Origin of the sequence: Promicromonospora thailandica, from assembly GCF_024171955.1 — a bacterium.
GTDB lineage: Bacteria > Actinomycetota > Actinomycetes > Actinomycetales > Cellulomonadaceae > Promicromonospora > Promicromonospora thailandica.
This window is the reverse complement of sequence record NZ_JAMTCS010000003.1, coordinates 118,948-134,070: the sequence shown is the minus strand read 5'-3', so window position 1 is coordinate 134,070 and position 15,123 is coordinate 118,948. Positions and strand designations below refer to the sequence as shown.

15 protein-coding genes are annotated in these 15,123 nt (G+C 73.9%); 3 read left to right on the top strand and 12 right to left on the bottom strand.

Features of this window, described 5'->3' with window-relative positions; all coding sequences use genetic code 11:
- Nucleotides 1-53 precede the first annotated feature (53 nt).
- Nucleotides 54-1,325 carry a DUF418 domain-containing protein gene (locus APR03_RS05940; RefSeq protein WP_253833641.1) on the top strand — a complete coding sequence of 424 codons (1,272 nt, stop codon included), beginning with the start codon at nucleotides 54-56 and terminating at the stop codon, nucleotides 1,323-1,325.
- A 75-nt stretch (nucleotides 1,326-1,400) separates the two neighbouring features.
- Here APR03_RS05940 and APR03_RS05935 read toward each other — a convergent pair whose 3' ends face one another.
- The gene (locus APR03_RS05935) at nucleotides 1,401-1,673 is read right to left on the bottom strand and encodes a hypothetical protein (RefSeq protein WP_253833640.1); all 273 of its coding nucleotides are present in this window, start codon (nucleotides 1,671-1,673) and stop codon (nucleotides 1,401-1,403) included.
- Between the two features lie 137 nt (nucleotides 1,674-1,810).
- Between APR03_RS05935 and APR03_RS05930 the strand changes: the two genes are divergently transcribed.
- On the top strand, nucleotides 1,811-3,094 hold the full coding sequence (locus APR03_RS05930) for a DUF8814 domain-containing protein (RefSeq protein WP_253833639.1): 1,284 nt from the start codon (nucleotides 1,811-1,813) through the stop codon (nucleotides 3,092-3,094).
- Nucleotides 3,095-3,249: 155 nt separating this feature from the next.
- Here the strand turns inward: APR03_RS05930 and APR03_RS05925 are convergent, their stop codons facing one another.
- From APR03_RS05925 to rpsB, 7 genes are all read right to left on the bottom strand, one after another.
- Nucleotides 3,250-3,792, bottom strand: coding sequence for a DivIVA domain-containing protein (locus APR03_RS05925; RefSeq protein ID WP_253833638.1), 543 nt, complete (start codon nucleotides 3,790-3,792; stop codon nucleotides 3,250-3,252).
- Between the two features lie 5 nt (nucleotides 3,793-3,797).
- The gene (rlmN, locus tag APR03_RS05920; RefSeq protein WP_465264319.1) at nucleotides 3,798-4,958 is read right to left on the bottom strand and encodes a dual-specificity RNA methyltransferase RlmN; all 1,161 of its coding nucleotides are present in this window, start codon (nucleotides 4,956-4,958) and stop codon (nucleotides 3,798-3,800) included.
- Entirely contained in the window at nucleotides 4,958-5,794 is an 837-nt protein-coding gene (locus tag APR03_RS05915; protein WP_253833637.1) for a phosphatidate cytidylyltransferase, read from the bottom strand. The genes rlmN and APR03_RS05915 overlap by 1 nt, the downstream gene beginning before the upstream one ends.
- Before the next feature lie 50 nt (nucleotides 5,795-5,844).
- Complete coding sequence (frr, locus tag APR03_RS05910) at nucleotides 5,845-6,402, bottom strand: ribosome recycling factor (RefSeq protein WP_253833636.1); 558 nt, start codon at nucleotides 6,400-6,402, stop codon at nucleotides 5,845-5,847.
- A 107-nt stretch (nucleotides 6,403-6,509) separates the two neighbouring features.
- Complete coding sequence (gene pyrH / locus APR03_RS05905; protein ID WP_253834053.1) at nucleotides 6,510-7,241, bottom strand: UMP kinase; 732 nt, start codon at nucleotides 7,239-7,241, stop codon at nucleotides 6,510-6,512.
- Nucleotides 7,242-7,541: 300 nt separating this feature from the next.
- Entirely contained in the window at nucleotides 7,542-8,381 is an 840-nt protein-coding gene (tsf, locus tag APR03_RS05900) for a translation elongation factor Ts (RefSeq protein ID WP_253833635.1), read from the bottom strand.
- A gap of 105 nt (nucleotides 8,382-8,486) precedes the next feature.
- A complete protein-coding gene (gene rpsB / locus APR03_RS05895) occupies nucleotides 8,487-9,419 on the bottom strand; it encodes a 30S ribosomal protein S2 (RefSeq protein WP_253833634.1) in 933 nt (310 codons plus the stop codon).
- A 577-nt stretch (nucleotides 9,420-9,996) separates the two neighbouring features.
- Here rpsB and APR03_RS05890 point away from each other — a divergent pair.
- Nucleotides 9,997-10,542, top strand: a complete 546-nt coding sequence (locus tag APR03_RS05890; RefSeq protein WP_253833632.1) for a M23 family metallopeptidase — start codon at nucleotides 9,997-9,999, stop codon at nucleotides 10,540-10,542.
- Nucleotides 10,543-10,667: 125 nt separating this feature from the next.
- On the opposite strand, the gene APR03_RS05885 is transcribed toward APR03_RS05890, so the two are convergent.
- The 4 genes from APR03_RS05885 to APR03_RS05870 all read right to left on the bottom strand — a co-directional run bounded on the left by APR03_RS05885 (nucleotide 10,668) and on the right by APR03_RS05870 (nucleotide 14,970).
- Nucleotides 10,668-11,576 (bottom strand): tyrosine recombinase XerC, encoded by a 909-nt coding sequence (locus APR03_RS05885; protein ID WP_253834046.1) that lies wholly within the window; start codon nucleotides 11,574-11,576, stop codon nucleotides 10,668-10,670.
- A 121-nt stretch (nucleotides 11,577-11,697) separates the two neighbouring features.
- A complete protein-coding gene (gene dprA / locus APR03_RS05880; protein WP_253833631.1) occupies nucleotides 11,698-13,023 on the bottom strand; it encodes a DNA-processing protein DprA in 1,326 nt (441 codons plus the stop codon).
- Complete coding sequence (locus tag APR03_RS05875; protein WP_253833630.1) at nucleotides 13,016-14,563, bottom strand: YifB family Mg chelatase-like AAA ATPase; 1,548 nt, start codon at nucleotides 14,561-14,563, stop codon at nucleotides 13,016-13,018. The genes dprA and APR03_RS05875 overlap by 8 nt, the downstream gene beginning before the upstream one ends.
- On the bottom strand, nucleotides 14,563-14,970 hold the full coding sequence (locus APR03_RS05870) for a YraN family protein (protein ID WP_253833629.1): 408 nt from the start codon (nucleotides 14,968-14,970) through the stop codon (nucleotides 14,563-14,565). The genes APR03_RS05875 and APR03_RS05870 overlap by 1 nt, the downstream gene beginning before the upstream one ends.
- Between the last annotated feature and the right edge of the window lie 153 nt (nucleotides 14,971-15,123).

The following is a 15,123-nucleotide window of genomic DNA, read 5'->3' as shown; positions in this document are numbered from 1 at the left end:
CCTGTCGTCGCGTTTTCCTCGCGGGACGGCCGACGCCCTGCTGGGATGGGTGCATGCCGACCAGCGCCCTCGCGCGAGGACCCGTCCAGGCCGCCGAGCGGTCGCCCGCCCCCGACCTGGCGCGCGGCCTGATGCTGCTGCTCATCGCCGTGGCCAACACGCCCTACTACCTCTGGGGCAGTGAGATGGGCGTGGGCAGCTCCCACCCCGTCGACGGCACGGTGGTCGACCGCGTCGCCGCGTTCCTCGTCATCGTGCTGGTGGACCTGCGCACCTACCCGATGTTCGCGTTCCTGTTCGGCTACGGCATGATGCAGCTCTACAACCGGCAGACGGCGTCCGGCACGCCGCCCGAGCAGGCCCGGCGCCTGCTGCAGCGGCGCAACTGGCTGCTCCTCGGCTTCGGCCTGGTGCACGCCGCGCTGCTCTGGATGGGCGACGTGCTCGGCGCGTACGGCCTGGCCGGCCTGCTCGTGGTGTGGCTGTTCTTCGAGGTGCGGGACCGCACCCTGATCGTGTGGACGGCGGTGCTCGGCGGCCTGCTGACCGTCGGCACGCTGCTCGCCGTCGTCGGCGCCTTCTTCGTCGCGCGGCTCCCCGCCGACGACCCGGCCGCCCGCGAGCTCGTCGCGAGCTTCGGACCCGACACCAGCTCGATGACGAGCACGTCCTACCTCGCCTCGATCAGCGAGCGCCTCGTGTTCTGGATGCTCGGCACGGTGGGCCAGGGCGTGCTCATGCTCGTGGTGCCGATGATGCTGCTGCTCGCCTTCTGGGCCGGGCGGCGGCGCATCCTGGAGAACCCGGGCGGCCACCTGCCGCTGCTGCGCCGCGTCACCGTCGTGGGCCTGGCGGTCGGCTGGCTGGGCCCGCTCCCCTCGGCGCTGGACCACGTGGGCGTCCTGTCCGTGCCGGACCACGCGGCCTGGGTTTTCCTGCCGGTCCAGATCGTCACCGGGTTCTTCGGCGGCCTGGGCTACGTGGCGTTGTTCGGGCTGATCGGCCACCGGGTGGCGCAGCGTCGCACGGGCGCACCGTCACGCGACCTGTTCCGCACCGACGGGCCGTTCGCCGGGGCGGTCCAGGCGGTCGGCAAGCGCTCGCTCACGTCCTACCTGCTGCAGTCGGTGCTGTGCGCCCCGGTCCTGGCGGCCTGGGGGCTCGGGCTGGGCCAGCACCTGAGCTCGTGGAGCATGGTGCTGTACGCGGTGGGCGTGTGGGGGCTGACCGTGCTGTTCGCCGTCTGGCAGGAACGTACGGGCCGCCGCGGGCCGGCCGAGGTGGCGCTGCGGCGCCTGGTCTACGGCCGGCCGCGGACGGTATGAGCGGACGGCGTGAGCCGCCGGCGTGAGCCGCCAGCGTGAGCCGCCGGTGTGCGGCGTGAGCGGTCGCGGGCGACGTCAGGCCGGGAACTCGTCGACGACCTCGTCCTCGCCGTCGCCGTCGGTGTCCACGGAGATCGTGCGCGTGCCGCCGGCCGTCTCCACGACCACGTCCGGCACGCCGTCCCCGTCGGTGTCGTGGAGCTCGACGTCGGGCACCCCGTCGCCGTCGTAGTCCTCGAGCTGGGCGTCCACCACGCCGTCGCCGTCGGTGTCGACCACCTCGACGTCGGTGACGCCGTCGCCGTCGAGGTCGAACTTGCCGGGCTTGTCGGCCAGGAACTCGGACACGTGACTCTCCTTGCTGCTCGTGGTGCTCTTCCCCTGATCATGCACCACGCGCGACCCGCGCCGCGGACCGCCGACGTATCGAGAATTTCACCCTCTTCCCCTCGCGGGTGAAATGCCGGACCGCTTAGATTCACCCCATGCTGATCCAGGTACGCAAGACCCGACGCTGTGGTGCGCTCCTGGCCGCCACCACCTGCGCGCTCCTGGTCGTCTCGGGGACGGCGGTCGCGGCCGTCACCCCGGGCACCGGCCCCGACCTCACGGACCAGGCGTGGTCCGTCGACCTCGCCACCCTCACCGCCGACGACACCGGCGTGCGCCGGGCCGGCGATGCGCTCCGCCTCGCCGGCGCGACGGGCGCCGCATCGGCCGGGGGCGGCGGCGCGAGCCCGTCCGCCGTCACGGCCTCCGGCCAGCTCGTCGCCGAACCCGTGACGCTCGACTCCCCCGCGGGTGCGGTCGACGCCGTCGTCGACGACACCGTCCCGGCCGGCACCGAGGTACTGGTCGACGTGCGCGGCCGGCTCCCCGGCCAGGGTCCGGACGCCTGGACCGAGTGGGTCCCCGCCGGGTCGGCCCTGCCCGCTCCGTCCGGCACGGTGCAGGCGCGCGTCACGCTCGTCGGCCGGCAGGACGGCGGCCCGGCCGTGCGGGCGGTGACCCTGACGCCCGAGGCGCCCCGCTCACGGTCGCTGCAGGACGTCGAGGCCGCGCCGACGTCCGGCGAGCGCGCCTACCGCATCTTCGCCACGCGCGAGGGCCTGGTGGGCGGCACCACCGCGAACGGCCACGTCATCACGCAGCGGGACCACTTCGTGGCCCTGCCGTCCCGGCGCGGCCTGTCGTCCGCGGGCTCGGGCAGCTACTCGGTGCGCGTGTGCGCGGAGAGCACCGGCCGCTGCGCCTACGAGCCGGTGTGGGACGTCGGCCCCTGGAACACCACCGACGACTACTGGAACCCGGCCGGGACCCGGCAGTCGTGGGCCGACCTGCCGCAGGGCAGGCCCGAGGCGCAGGCCGCCTACCAGGACGGCTACAACGGCGGCCTCGACGGGTTCGGCCGCCGGGTCGCGAACCCGGCCGGGATCGACCTTGCCGACGGCACCTTCTGGGACGGCCTCGGGCTGACCGACAACGCGTGGACCACCGTGACCTACCTGTGGACCGGCAGCGGCCCCCGGGGCGTGGTCCGCACCAGCGGGGGCCCGCTCACCGTGCGGTCGGGGCCCGGCACCGGGCACGCCGCCGTCGGGCAGGCGGGCAACCACGCGAACGTGGTGATCGAGTGCACCGCGACGGGCAGCACCGTGACCGGCACCTACGGCACCACGAACCTCTGGAACCGGATCGGCACTGGCAACTGGGTCTCCGACGCCTACGTCAACACCGGCTCGTCCGGCCCGGTGGCACCGGCCTGCTGAGCCGGCTCGCCCGGCATGCCGCCGTCGAACAGCACGAGATGCTCCTCCGCACTGTGCCGAAGTAGAACTGTGGCGAGATAGAACTGGGGCCGGAGCACCGATCGGTGCTCCGGCCCCAGTTCTATCTCGCCACAGTTCTACTTCGGCAGCGGGGGTCACTCGACGCCCAGCAGGACCTCCACCGCGCGGCTCAGGAACGCGTCGACCGATGCCTCGTCGTAGGCGTCCGCCCCGCGGGCCCGGCCGAACGTGGCCGACCGGATGTCCCCGGCGGTCAGCGGCTCCTGCCGGTCGAAGTAGCCGATCAGCCGGTCGCACAGGTCGTCGACGTCGTCCTTGTCGTAGCCCTGCGAACCACGGTCGGCGGGCGCGAACTTCTCGCCGTCCGGTCGGCCCAGCCGCCCGTAGAGGGACCGCGCGCGCTCCGCGAGCGCGTTCATCCACGCCTGCTGGCCGTGCGCGGCCGCGTACTCGGCACGCTGGCGCGCGATGAACGCCGCCTCGAGCCGGTCGAGCGCCGCGTCGACCTCGTGCGTGTTGTAACCACCGCGGGTCAGGTCGAACGTGGACGCCTGGATGTCCGCGCTCGTCAGCCTGTCCGCCGTACGTCCCTCGTAGGCCTGCCGGGCGTGCTCGAAGAACTCGTCGACCTCGTCCTTGTCGTACCCCGTGCGCATCCGGGGAACGGTGTTGAACATCCCACTCACTCGTCGTCCTCCTCAGCCGCAAGCTGCCCGCAGGCGCCGTCGATGTCGCTCCCGCGGGTATCACGGATCGTGGTCGGAATGCCGTGACCGCGCAATCGTGCCACAAACTCGTCCTCGACCTCGCGGTCGCTCGCGGTCCAGATGGAGCCCGGCGTCGGGTTCAGCGGGATGGGGTTGACGTGCACCCAGCCGCGGCCGCGCGCGTTGAGCTTCTCGCCCAGCAGGTCCGCCCGCCAGCCGTGGTCGTTCATGTCCTTGATGAGCGCGTACTCGATGGACACGCGGCGGCCGGTGACCTCGAAGTACTCGCGCGCGGCGTCCAGGGCCTCGTCGACGCTCCAGCGGGTGTTGATCGGCACCAGCTCGGAGCGCAGGTCGTCGTCCGGCGCGTGCAGCGACAGGGCGAGCGTCACGGGGATGCCCTCCTTGGTCAGCTTCTGCATCGCCGGGACCAGGCCCACCGTGGAGACGGTGATGTTGCGGGCCGACATGCCGAAGCCCTCGGGCTGCGGCGCCACCAGGGCCCGCACCGTCTCGATCACGGCCTTGTAGTTGGCCAGCGGCTCCCCCATGCCCATGAAGACGAGGTTGTTCAGCCGGGTCGGCCCGCCCGGGATCTCGCCGTCGGCCAGGCTGCGGAACGCCGCGCGCACCTGCTCCAGGATCTCCGCCGTGGACAGGTTGCGCGTCAGGCCCAGCTGGCCCGTCGCGCAGAACGGGCAGGCCATGCCGCAGCCGGCCTGGCTGGAGACGCACAGCGTGGTGCGCTGCGGGTAGCGCATGAGCACCGACTCGACCTTGGCGTCGTCGAACAGGTGCCACAGCGTCTTCACCGTGGTGCCGCCGTCGGCCTGGAGCGTGCGCGTGGGACGGATCAGCGACGGGAACATGGTCGTCGCCAGGTCCTCGCGGGTCCGGGCCGGCAGGTCCGTCATCCGCGCCGCGTCGCTCGTGTAGTGCGTGAAGTAGTGCGTGGCGAGCTGCTTGGCCCGGAAGGCCGGCTCTCCCGCCTCGACCACCGAGGCCACGCGCTCCTCGGGCGTGAGGTCGGCGAAGTGGCGCGGCGGCTTGCCACGGCGCTTCGGCGCCATCTGCAGCGGGATCGCCGGGGTCTCGTCCGAGGGCCGGACGGTCGGCTGGGCAAGGGAAGTTTTCATCAGGCAACCACCGAGAGCACGAGATAGACGAAGGGCGCTGTGATGACCAGCGAGTCGAGGCGGTCCAGCACGCCCCCGTGCCCCGGGAGCAATGAGCCCATGTCCTTCAATTCTAGGTCACGCTTGAGGAGCGACTCCGCGAGATCGCCGACCGTCGCTGTGACGGCGGTCATCACGCCGAGCGCGACGCCGAGCACCGGGCTCTCGCCCAGGCCGTACACCGCCCCGAGCACGCCCACCGCCGTGGCCAGCACGATCGAGCCGGCCAGGCCCTCCCAGGACTTCTTGGGGCTCACGGTCGGGGCCAGCGGGTGCCGGCCGAGCAGCACGCCCGCGATGTACCCGCCCGTGTCGTTCGCGACCGCCAGCAGGATGAACAGCACGACGCGGATCTCGCCGTCCGGCTGCGCGAGCATGAGGACCACGAAACCGGCCAGGAACGGCAGGTACGCGGCGGCGAAGACCGCCGCCGCGGAGTCGCGGACGGCGGCGAGACCGGAGCCGTCGAGCGCACGCCAGACCACCGTGGCCGCCACCGTCAGCACGAAGGCGACGAACAGCGCCTCGGGACCGCCCCGGTAGGCGGAGACGATCATGCCGGCCGCGCCCACGAACAGGGGCACCATGGGCAGCCGCAGCGCCCGGCGCGCGAACGCCTGGCGCAGCTCCCACAGTCCCGCGCAGAGCAGGAGGACCACGAGGAGGACAAACGGTTCGGGCCGCCAGTACAGCGAGGCGCCGACGACGCCGAGCAGGCCCACGCCGACGAGGATCGCGGCGGGCAGGTTCCGGCCCGCCCGCGACTGCTTGGGGGCGGGCTCTTGGTCTGAGGTCACGGCGGGGTGCGCGTCGTCTCGCTCTGTTCTCTCTCGGGGCGGTGCGGGCATCAGACCTCGAGCAGCTCGCTCTCCTTGGTGGAGAGCAGCTGGTCGATCTGGTCCACGTGGCTCTTGGTGAGCTTGTCGAGCTCCTTCTCGGCGCGCACCACCTCGTCCTCACCGGCCTCGCCGTCCTTGACGATGCGGTCGAGCTCCTCCTTGGCCTTGCGGCGGATGTTGCGCACCGAGACGCGCGACTCCTCCGCCTTGGCCTTGGCGAGCTTCACGTAGTCCCGGCGGCGCTCCTCCGTGAGGGAGGGCAGCACGATGCGCACGACGTTGCCGTCCGTGGCCGGGTTCACGCCCAGGTCGGAGTCGCGCAGCGCCTTCTCGACGGCGGGCAGCGAACCCTTGTCGAACGGCGCCACCATGACCGTGCGCGCGTCCGGGATGTTGAACGACGCGAGCTGCTGCAGCGGCGTCGGCGCACCGTAGTAGTCGACGGTGATCTTGCTGAACATCCCCGCGTTGGCACGACCGGTGCGGATACCCGCGAAGTCCTCCTTGGCGACCTCGATCGCCTTCTCCATCTTTTCCTCGGCTTCGAGGAGGGTCTCGTCGATCACCACTGCTCCTTCATTCGTCTACGGGTGGTGCCGGGGCCACTCTACGGACACTTTGCCCGGCTGCCGAAAGGTGCGCGAGATCCCGGGCCGGGCCCGGGGCCGCACGGTCAGCGCGTCGTGATCAGCGTGCCGATCGGCTCGCCGGCCAGCGCACGGGTCACGTTGCCCTCGCCCTCCATGCCGAAGACGCGCATCTGGACGTCGTTGTCGCGGCACATGGCCAGCGCCGTGTCGTCCATGACGCCGAGGCGGTTCACGAGCGCGTCGGTGTACGTCAGGTGGTCGAGCTTCTTCGCATCGGGGTTGCGGCGGGGGTCGGAGTCGTAGACGCCGTCGACGCCGTTCTTGCCCATGACGACCTGCTCGCAGTGCGTCTCGAGCGCGCGCTGCACCGAGACGGTGTCGGTGGAGAAGTAGGGCATGCCCGCCCCGGCGCCGAAGATGACCACGCGGCCCTTCTCGAGGTGCCGGATGGCGCGCAGCGGGATGTACGGCTCGGCCACCTGGCCCATGGTGATCGCCGTCTGGACCCGCGTCTTGACGCCGGCCTGCTCCAGGAAGTCCTGGAGCGCGAGGCAGTTCATCACGGTGCCGAGCATGCCCATGTAGTCCGCGCGGGCGCGGTCCATGCCGGCCACGCTCAGCTCGGCGCCGCGGAAGAAGTTCCCGCCGCCGACGACGATGGCGACCTGGACGCCGTCGCGCACGGCCACGCCGATCTCCCTCGCGATGCGCCGCACGACGTCGGCGTCGAGCCCGACGCTGCCGCCACCGAACGCCTCACCGGACAGCTTCAGCAGCACCCGCCGGGCGGGCTTGCCGTCCGCGTCCACCGCCATGCCCTGGGTCGCCTCGTCACTCACTGGTCCGTCACCCTTCGGTCGTCACTACCGGGACTGGCCCCTCCCGGCATACTGCCCGACCGGCGGGCAGCGCACCTCCGCGCGGTGCGGAGGGGCCGGGGCGGCCTCGAGATCCCTGGTGCGGTGTGGAGCCCTGAGCTTCACCCGGCACCGAAGATATCGAAGCCTCGCCCCGCTCCCGGGTGGGAGCGCGGCGGGCGGGCCGTCACGCGGAACGGCCCGCGTACAGGTCGGCCCGGCCCGCGCCGAAGCGCGGGCCGGGCCGAACAGGTCGCGTCAGGAACCGACGCGGAAACGCACGAACGAGGTGACCGAACCGTTCACGGAGGCGACGTGCTTGCCGACCGTGGTCTTCGGGTCCTTCGCCAGCGGCTGGTCGATCAGGACGACCTCCTTGAAGAAGCCGTTCAGACGACCCTCGACGATCTTGGGCAGCGCCGCCTCCGGCTTGCCCTCGTTCTTCGAGGTCTCCAGGGCGATCTCCCGCTCCTTCTCGACGACGTCCGCCGGGACGTCCTCGCGCGTCAGGTACTTCGGGGCCATCGCCGCGATGTGCTGCGCGATGTCCTTGGCGACGGCCGCACCGGCCTCGTCGGTGACGACGAGCACGCCGATCGACGGCGGCAGGTCCTTGGCCGTGCGGTGCAGGTACGTCGTGACCTTCGGGCCCTCGACGCGCGCGACGCGGCGCAGGGCGAGCTTCTCGCCCAGCGTGGCGCCCTGCGCGGCGATCAGGTCGGCGACGGTGCCCTCGGCGGAGGGCGCGGCGGCGGCCGAGACCTCGTCCGTGGCACCGGCGGCGGCAGCGGCCTCGAGGACGGCGTCGGCCAGCGAGATGAACTTCTCGTTCTTGACGACGAAGTCGGTCTCGGCGTTCAGCTCGATCATCGTGGCGACCTGGCCGGCCGCGGTGTCCTCGACCTTGACGGCCACGAGGCCCTCGGACGTGGCGTTGCCCTCGCGCTTGGCGGCGCGGGCCAGGCCCTTGGTCCGGATGATCTCGATGGCCTTCTCGGCGTTGCCGTCGGCCTCGTCCAGGGCCTTCTTGACGTCGAGCATGCCGGCGCCGGTGCGCTCGCGCAGCGCCTTGATGTCAGCGGCGGTGTAGTTCGCCATTGTTCTGGTCCTCCGTGCAGTCGTGTTGTTCGGGGGAGGTCGTCCGACCCGAGGGACGGTGCGCCGGCCGGGTCCCCGCTCGGGGGACCCGGCCGACGCGACGCGTCACTTCTCGGTCTCGGCCTCGGCAGGCGCGGCCTCGACGGCCGGAGCGGCCTCGGCACCCGGGGCGACGGCCTCGGCGGCGGGGGCGGCCTCAGCCGTCTCGGCGGCCTCGGCGGCGGCCGGGGTCTCGGCGGGCGCGGCGGCCTCGGCCGGGGCCTCGGAGCCGGCCAGGAGCTCGCGCTCCCACTCGGCCAGGGGCTCGGCGGCCGTCTCGGCCTCGGCACCGGACTTGCTGCCACCCGAGTGGCGCTGCATGAGGCCCTCGGCGGCGGCGTCCGCGATCACGCGGGTGAGCAGCGTGACGGAGCGGATCGCGTCGTCGTTGCCCGGGATCGCGTAGTCGACCATGTCGGGGTCGCAGTTGGTGTCGAGGATCGCCACGACGGGGATGCCCAGCTTGCGGGCCTCGTCCACCGCGAGGTGCTCCTTGTTGGTGTCGACGATCCACACGGCCGAGGGAACCTTGGCCATGTCACGGATGCCGCCCAGCGTGCGCGAGAGCTTGTCCTTCTCGCGGCGCAGCACCAGGAGCTCCTTCTTCGTGAGGCCCGAGGCGGCCACGTCGTCGAAGTCGATCTCCTCGAGCTCCTTGAGGCGCTGGAGACGCTTGTGCACGGTGGTGAAGTTCGTGAGCATGCCGCCGAGCCAGCGGTGGTTCACGTAGGGCATCCCGACGCGGGCGGCCTGCTCGGCCACCGGCTCCTGGGCCTGCTTCTTGGTGCCGACGAACAGGATGGAGCCGCCGTGGGCGACCGTCTCCTTGACGAAGTCGTAGGCGCTGTCGATGAAGTGCAGCGACTGCTGCAGGTCGACGATGTAGATGCCGTTGCGCTCGGTGAAGATGAAGCGCTTCATCTTCGGGTTCCAACGGCGGGTCTGGTGTCCGAAGTGGACACCGCTCTCGAGGAGCTGGCGCATGGACACGACGGCCATGACACGTCCTTTCGGTGCGGGCCGAGGTTGCCTCGGGTTCCGCACGCATTTCTGGCGGCTCGGAGACGTCCGGGCCGCGGTCGGGTTGGATCGGCACCACTGCTGCTTCGGTGCCCCTGGCGTCACGACGTGCCCGACGCCGACCCTGTGGGCCGGACCGCTGCCGGGCGCGACTCGATGTGACGCGCGGTGTCGACCGGGAGTTCCCCCGCCGTGCGGTCCGTCGGCCGGGGCCGTGGGTCCGCCGGACGGAAGTGCATGCCGGTCGCGGGTGGAAGTCTACCCGAGAAGCCCATGCCACGAGGACGCGACGCCCGACCCGGGACTGTGACGTCGCCCGCCATGCCGGACGGACCTCGGCGACGGGCCCGGGCGGCCCCGAACGTGACCACAGGGGTGGTCCCGGGCGGGTTGTGCACAGGGGGTCCGGCGGGTCGCGTGCAGGCGGCGCAGGGCGGTGATGCTCGACGACATGAGAACAGGTGCGAGGGGACGGTCGATTCCCGGGACGGCGGGGCAGGGCAGGTCGGCGGGGATAGGCGGGCCGGCGCGGAGCGGGCGGCTGCGGCGCGGTCTGGTGCTGGTTGCCGTTGCCACGCTGCTGTCCGGCGTCGGGGCGGAGGCACCGGCGGCGGCGCTGCGGTCGGGGCCGGACCTCGCGGTGGGCCCGACGCGACAGGGCGCAGACACCGGCTACGTCGCCCCGGTGCCCGGCGTGGACCCGCCGACCGGCGTGGAGCGCCCGTTCGACCCGCCCGAGCACGAGTGGGGTCCCGGTCACCGCGGCGTCGACCTGGGTGCCGCCGTCGGCTCGCCCGTGGTCTCGCCCGGACCGGGCGTCGTCACGTTCGCGGGACGGGTTGCGGGCCGTGGCGTCGTGGTGGTCACGCACCCGGACGGTCTGCGCAGCAGCCTGGAGCCCGTGACCGGCTCCGTCCCCGAGGGAGCAGCCGTCGCGGCCGGGACGACGCTCGGCACCGTGGAGGACGCCGGCGGCCCGGGGCAGGCGGGCCACTGCGCCCCGCGGTCCTGCGTGCACTGGGGCGTCCGCCGCGGCGAGCGCTACCTCGACCCGCTCACCCTCCTCCACCGCCCACCCATAGTCCTCCTCCCACCCCTCTGACCCCTCCCCCTCCGACGGGGACGCGCTCGAGAACGACCTCCGGGACCGGAGAGGGCCGGAAACCGTCCCGCAGGGCGTTCTCGATGCGGACCTGGGCCGGCACAGGCAGAGGGCCGGCCGGTTCGTCAGGCGCGGGGGAAGGCCTGGGCGTAGACGCTGCGCAGACGCTCGGCGTCCACGTGGGTGTAGCGCTGGGTGGTGGCGAGGTTGGCATGACCCAGCACCTCCTGCACCGCACGGAGGTCCGACCCGCCCTGGAGCAGGTGCGTGGCCGCGGAGTGCCGCAGCGCGTGGGGCGCCACGTCGTCCACGCCGGCCTGGGCCGCCAGCCGGTGGATCGCCTCCCGGACCTGCCGCTGCCCCCAGCGTCCGCCCCGCTCCCCGACCAGCAGGGCATCGCCGGTGGTGGCCGTCACGAGGGCGGGGCGCCCGTCGGACAGCCAGGCCTCGACGGAGCGCGCCGCCGGGACGCCGAAGGGCACCACCCGCTCCTTGCCGCCCTTGCCGAGCACCCGGACCAGCCGGTCGCGGGCGTCGACGTGCCCGACGTCGACCGACACGAGCTCGCCCACCCGGATGCCGGCGCCGTACAGCAGCTCGGCGGCGACCCAGGAGCGCAGGGCAGCGGGGCGCGTCGCCTCGTCCGCCTCGTCCGCGGCCGCGCGGGCGCCGTCGAGCAGGCGGCTCGCCGCGTCCACGTCGAGCACGGTCGGCAGGGTTCGCGGCACCTTGGGGCTGGCCAGGCGGGACGACGGGTCGACCGGCACGAGCCCCGCGCGGTGCGCCCACCGGAGGAACGCACGGGCGGACGCGCCGCGCCGGGCGAGCGTCGACCGGGCGAGCCCTCGGTCTGACTGCGACGCCAGCCAGCCGCGCAGCAGGGTGAGGTCGATGGCGTGGAGGCGGGTGGTGCCGTGCCGCATCGCGTACCGCAGGAGGTCGGTCACGTCCGCCACGTAGGCGCGCCGCGTGTGGGCGGAGTGCCCGCGCTGCGCGTCGAGGTAGCTGGCGAACCGGGAGACGGCGTCGGACATCTGCTCGGGCAGCCGAGGCAAGCCGGACAGGTCGGTAAGGTCCACGTTTGCCAGTGTGCGCCTCGGGCGCCGCGGGGTGAAGAAGGCGCGCCGTCCTCGTGCGCCGGACCGGCGGTCTCGCTCACCGCCTGCGCCAGCCCCCGTCCCGCTGCTCCGCCAGGCCCAGCAGCTCCAGCAGCCCGAGCGCGCCGGTCGTGTCCGCGAACGCCAGACCCGCGACCCGAGCGATCGAGCGTTCGTGCGCCGGCTTGCGTACCGGCAGCGCGTCGAGCACCGCCGCGCTCGCCGCGTCGAGGTCGTCACCCGGGCGGCTCTCGCCCCGGCGGACCGGCGCGGCCTCCCCCATGTCGCCCACGAGCTCCGCGGCCTCGGCCGCGTCGGTGACGCACACGGCGGCGCCCCGCCGCAGCAGCTCGTGGCAGCCCGCCGAAGCCATCGAGGTCACCGGCCCGGGGACCGCACCGAGCGGCCGCAACAGCCGCACGGCGTGGTTGGCCGTGGACAGCGCGCCCGAGCGGAGCGCCGCCTCGACCACCACGGTGCCGGAGCTCAGCGCCGCGATGAGCCGGTTGCGCTTGAGGAAGCGCTGCTTGCCCGGCACCGACCCGGGCGGTGCCTCGCTGACGACGGCCCCGCCCTCCTCGGCGGCGCGGCGCAGCAGGTCGGTGCTGCTCGCCGGGTACAGCCGGTCGACGCCGCCCGCCAGGAAGGCCACCGTGGGCGCCCCTGACACCAGCGCGCCGCGGTGCACCTCGGCGTCGATGCCGGCCGCCCCGCCGGAGACCAGCGTGAACCCACGCTCGGCCAGCCCGCGGGCGAGCGACCGCGCCACCCGGACGCCGTAGTCGGTGCAGGCCCGCGACCCGACCAGCGACACCGACCGCCGCGCCAGCCGTGCCAGGTCCGGGTCGCCGCGCACCCACAGGCACAGCGGGGCCGCGGCACCCAGCACGTCGAACGACGACGGCCAGCGCGGGTCGCCCGGCGCCAGGAAGGTTCCACCGTGCCTGCCGAGCACGGCCAGCTCGCCCTCGGGGTCGAGCCGTTCGAGACGCGGGGCCCAGCGGCGCACCGCTGCCACCAGGAGGCCGACGGCCCCACCACGAGCCGCCCGCCCGGCAGCGGGCCCCTCGCCCGTCGCGGCGCCGGTGCTCACCTCAGGCAGCCGACCCGGCGCCTCCGCGAGGCCCGGCGAGCCGTCGACCGTCCCCAACCCGAGCTCCCGCCCGCCCGCGATCCGGCGGAGCACCGCCTCCGCGCGTTCCGGCGCGCCCGCCGCGTCGACGAGCCAGCGCAGGGCGTCGGCAGGGCCGAGGCTGTCCACGAGCGCTCCGGCCACCGCGTCACCGGGCTCGGCCAGCCGGCTCCAGGCGGCCCGGGCCAGCACCTCGTCGTCAGCGTCGAACCGCAGGCCCGCCCGGGGCAGGTCGAAGAGCGGCTCATCCATGGTCGCCCCGCGTGCGCAGCAGCAGCGCGTTCCCGACGTCGCCCGACGTCGGCGCGGCGCGCCCCGCGAGGTCCGCGACGGTCCAGGCCATCCGCAGCACGCGGTCCACGCCGCGCAGGCTGAGGGTGCCGTCCGTCATGGCCCGCTCGATGGGGGCGTACAGGGTCTGCCGCGGCCCGAGCACGTCGCGGAGGAACCGGCCCGGCATCTCCGCGTTCGTGGACCAGGGCGTGTCGGCCAGCCGGGCCCGCGCGGCCTCGCGCGCGGCGAGCACCCGGGCGGCCACGGCCGACGTCGGCTCGGAGGTGCTCCCCAGCCGGTCGACGCGATCGGGGTGCTCCACCTCGACCTGGACGTCGACCCGGTCCAGCAGCGGGCCGGAGAGGCGCGCGAGGTACCGCCGGCGCACCGTGGGCGAGCAGCTGCACTCCAGACCCTTGCCCACCGCCATGCCGCAGGGGCAGGGGTTGGCCGCCAGGACGAGCTGGAACCGGGCGGGGTAACGGGCCGCGCCGCCGGTCCGGTGGAGCACGAGCTCGCCGTGCTCCAGCGGCTGGCGCAGCGTCTCCAGGACGTCCGCGCGGAACTCGGGCGCCTCGTCCATGAAGAGGATCCCGCGGTGCGCCCGCGACACCGCGCCCGGACGGGGCACACCAGACCCTCCGCCCACCACCGCGGCCGCCGTGGCCGTGTGGTGCGGGTCCTCGAACGGGGGCCGACGGATCAGGCCGCCGCCGGGGTCGAACAGGCCGGCGACGGAGTGCACGGCCGTGACCTCGACGGCCTCCCGGTCCGTGAGGTCGGGCAGGATCCCAGGCATCCGCGACGCCAGCATGGTCTTGCCCGCGCCGGGCGGCCCGATGAGCAGCAGGTGGTGTCCGCCGGCGGCCGCCACCTCGAGGGCGAACCGCGGGCGCTCCTGACCGAGCACGTCGGCGAGGTCGCCGGGCGGCCGGCTCGGCAGCGCTGACCGGTCCGGCCGCACGGCCACCACCTCACGCACCAGCTCCGGCGGTCCGCCGTGCAGGGCCACGACCTCGGCGAGGCTGGCCGCGCCGACCACCCGCGCACCCGGCACGAGCCGCGCCTCCTCCAGGTCCCCCTGCGCCACCACGACGTCCGGGAAGCCCGCGGCGACGGCGGCCGCGACCGACGGCAGCACGCCGCGCACCGGCCGCACCCGCCCGTCCAGGCCGAGCTCGCCCAGGTGCACCACCCGGCCGAGGCCCTCACGGCGCAGCCCGGGCGCGGCGGGGCCGTCCGCGCCCGCCAGGACGGCCACGGCGATCGCCAGGTCGTACGCGCTGCCCTGCTTGCGCAGCGCCGCGGGCGACAGGTTCACCGTGATCTTCCGGACCGGCCACGGCAGCCCCGTGGAGGCCACGGCGGCCCGCACCCGGTCGCGCGACTCGCTCAGCGCGGTGTCCGGGAGACCCACCAGCGTGAACCCCGGCACCGAGGCCGCCAGGTGCGCCTGCACCTCCACGACGTGCCCCTGCAGCCCGACGAGCGACACGGCGCGCGTGGTCGCGATGCCCATCAGGCCACCGCCTCGAGGTGCTCGACGACCGCTCGCCCGCGGCGCGGCAGCGTCACCGCGACCACGTCGATGCGGATCGCGCCGAACGCCGTGCGCAGCTCGGGCCAGTCGTCGCCGCCCAGCCGCGCGAGGGCCAGCCGTTCGCGGAACGCCGTCAGGTACTGCCCCGTCAGCCGCTTGACCCGCGCGAGCTTGCGCGCCGTGACCGCCTCGGCGGGGTGCCCGTAGCCGACTCCGCTACGGGTCTTGACCTCGACCACCACGAGCACGTCGCCGTCGACCGCGACGATGTCCAGCTCGCCGTCCGTCCCGCGCCAGTTGGTGTCGAGCACCGTCCAGCCGCGCTCCTCCAGGTGCTGTCGCGCCACCCGCTCGCCGTACCGGCCCACGCCGTCCTTCTTCGCCATCGCGTCCACCTCCGTGACCAGACTGGGTCACGGCAGGGGCCGACGACGGCGCCCGCGGGGTCACCTGTGCACAGACCGACGATCCACAGCTCCAGCGTCACCGTCGGAGCGTTGGCGGCCCGTCAGGAGGGTCGCCGCCGTCCGCGAAGAAGT

Excerpts from the sequence above, each read along its gene's own strand:
- APR03_RS05940 (WP_253833641.1), top strand. The coding sequence starts at position 54 with ATGCCGACCAGCGCCCTCGCGCGAGGACCCGTCCAGGCCGCCGAGCGG.
- APR03_RS05930 (WP_253833639.1), top strand. The coding sequence starts at position 1,811 with ATGCTGATCCAGGTACGCAAGACCCGACGCTGTGGTGCGCTCCTGGCC.
- APR03_RS05925 (WP_253833638.1), bottom strand. The coding sequence starts at position 3,792 with ATGTTCAACACCGTTCCCCGGATGCGCACGGGGTACGACAAGGACGAG.
- rlmN (WP_465264319.1), bottom strand. The coding sequence starts at position 4,958 with ATGAAAACTTCCCTTGCCCAGCCGACCGTCCGGCCCTCGGACGAGACC.
- pyrH (WP_253834053.1), bottom strand. The coding sequence starts at position 7,241 with ATGGCGGTGGACGCGGACGGCAAGCCCGCCCGGCGGGTGCTGCTGAAG.
- tsf (WP_253833635.1), bottom strand. The coding sequence starts at position 8,381 with ATGGCGAACTACACCGCCGCTGACATCAAGGCGCTGCGCGAGCGCACC.
- rpsB (WP_253833634.1), bottom strand. The coding sequence starts at position 9,419 with ATGGCCGTCGTGTCCATGCGCCAGCTCCTCGAGAGCGGTGTCCACTTC.
- APR03_RS05885 (WP_253834046.1), bottom strand. The coding sequence starts at position 11,576 with ATGTCCGACGCCGTCTCCCGGTTCGCCAGCTACCTCGACGCGCAGCGC.
- dprA (WP_253833631.1), bottom strand. The coding sequence starts at position 13,023 with ATGGATGAGCCGCTCTTCGACCTGCCCCGGGCGGGCCTGCGGTTCGAC.
- APR03_RS05875 (WP_253833630.1), bottom strand. The coding sequence starts at position 14,563 with ATGGGCATCGCGACCACGCGCGCCGTGTCGCTCGTCGGGCTGCAGGGG.
- APR03_RS05870 (WP_253833629.1), bottom strand. The coding sequence starts at position 14,970 with ATGGCGAAGAAGGACGGCGTGGGCCGGTACGGCGAGCGGGTGGCGCGA.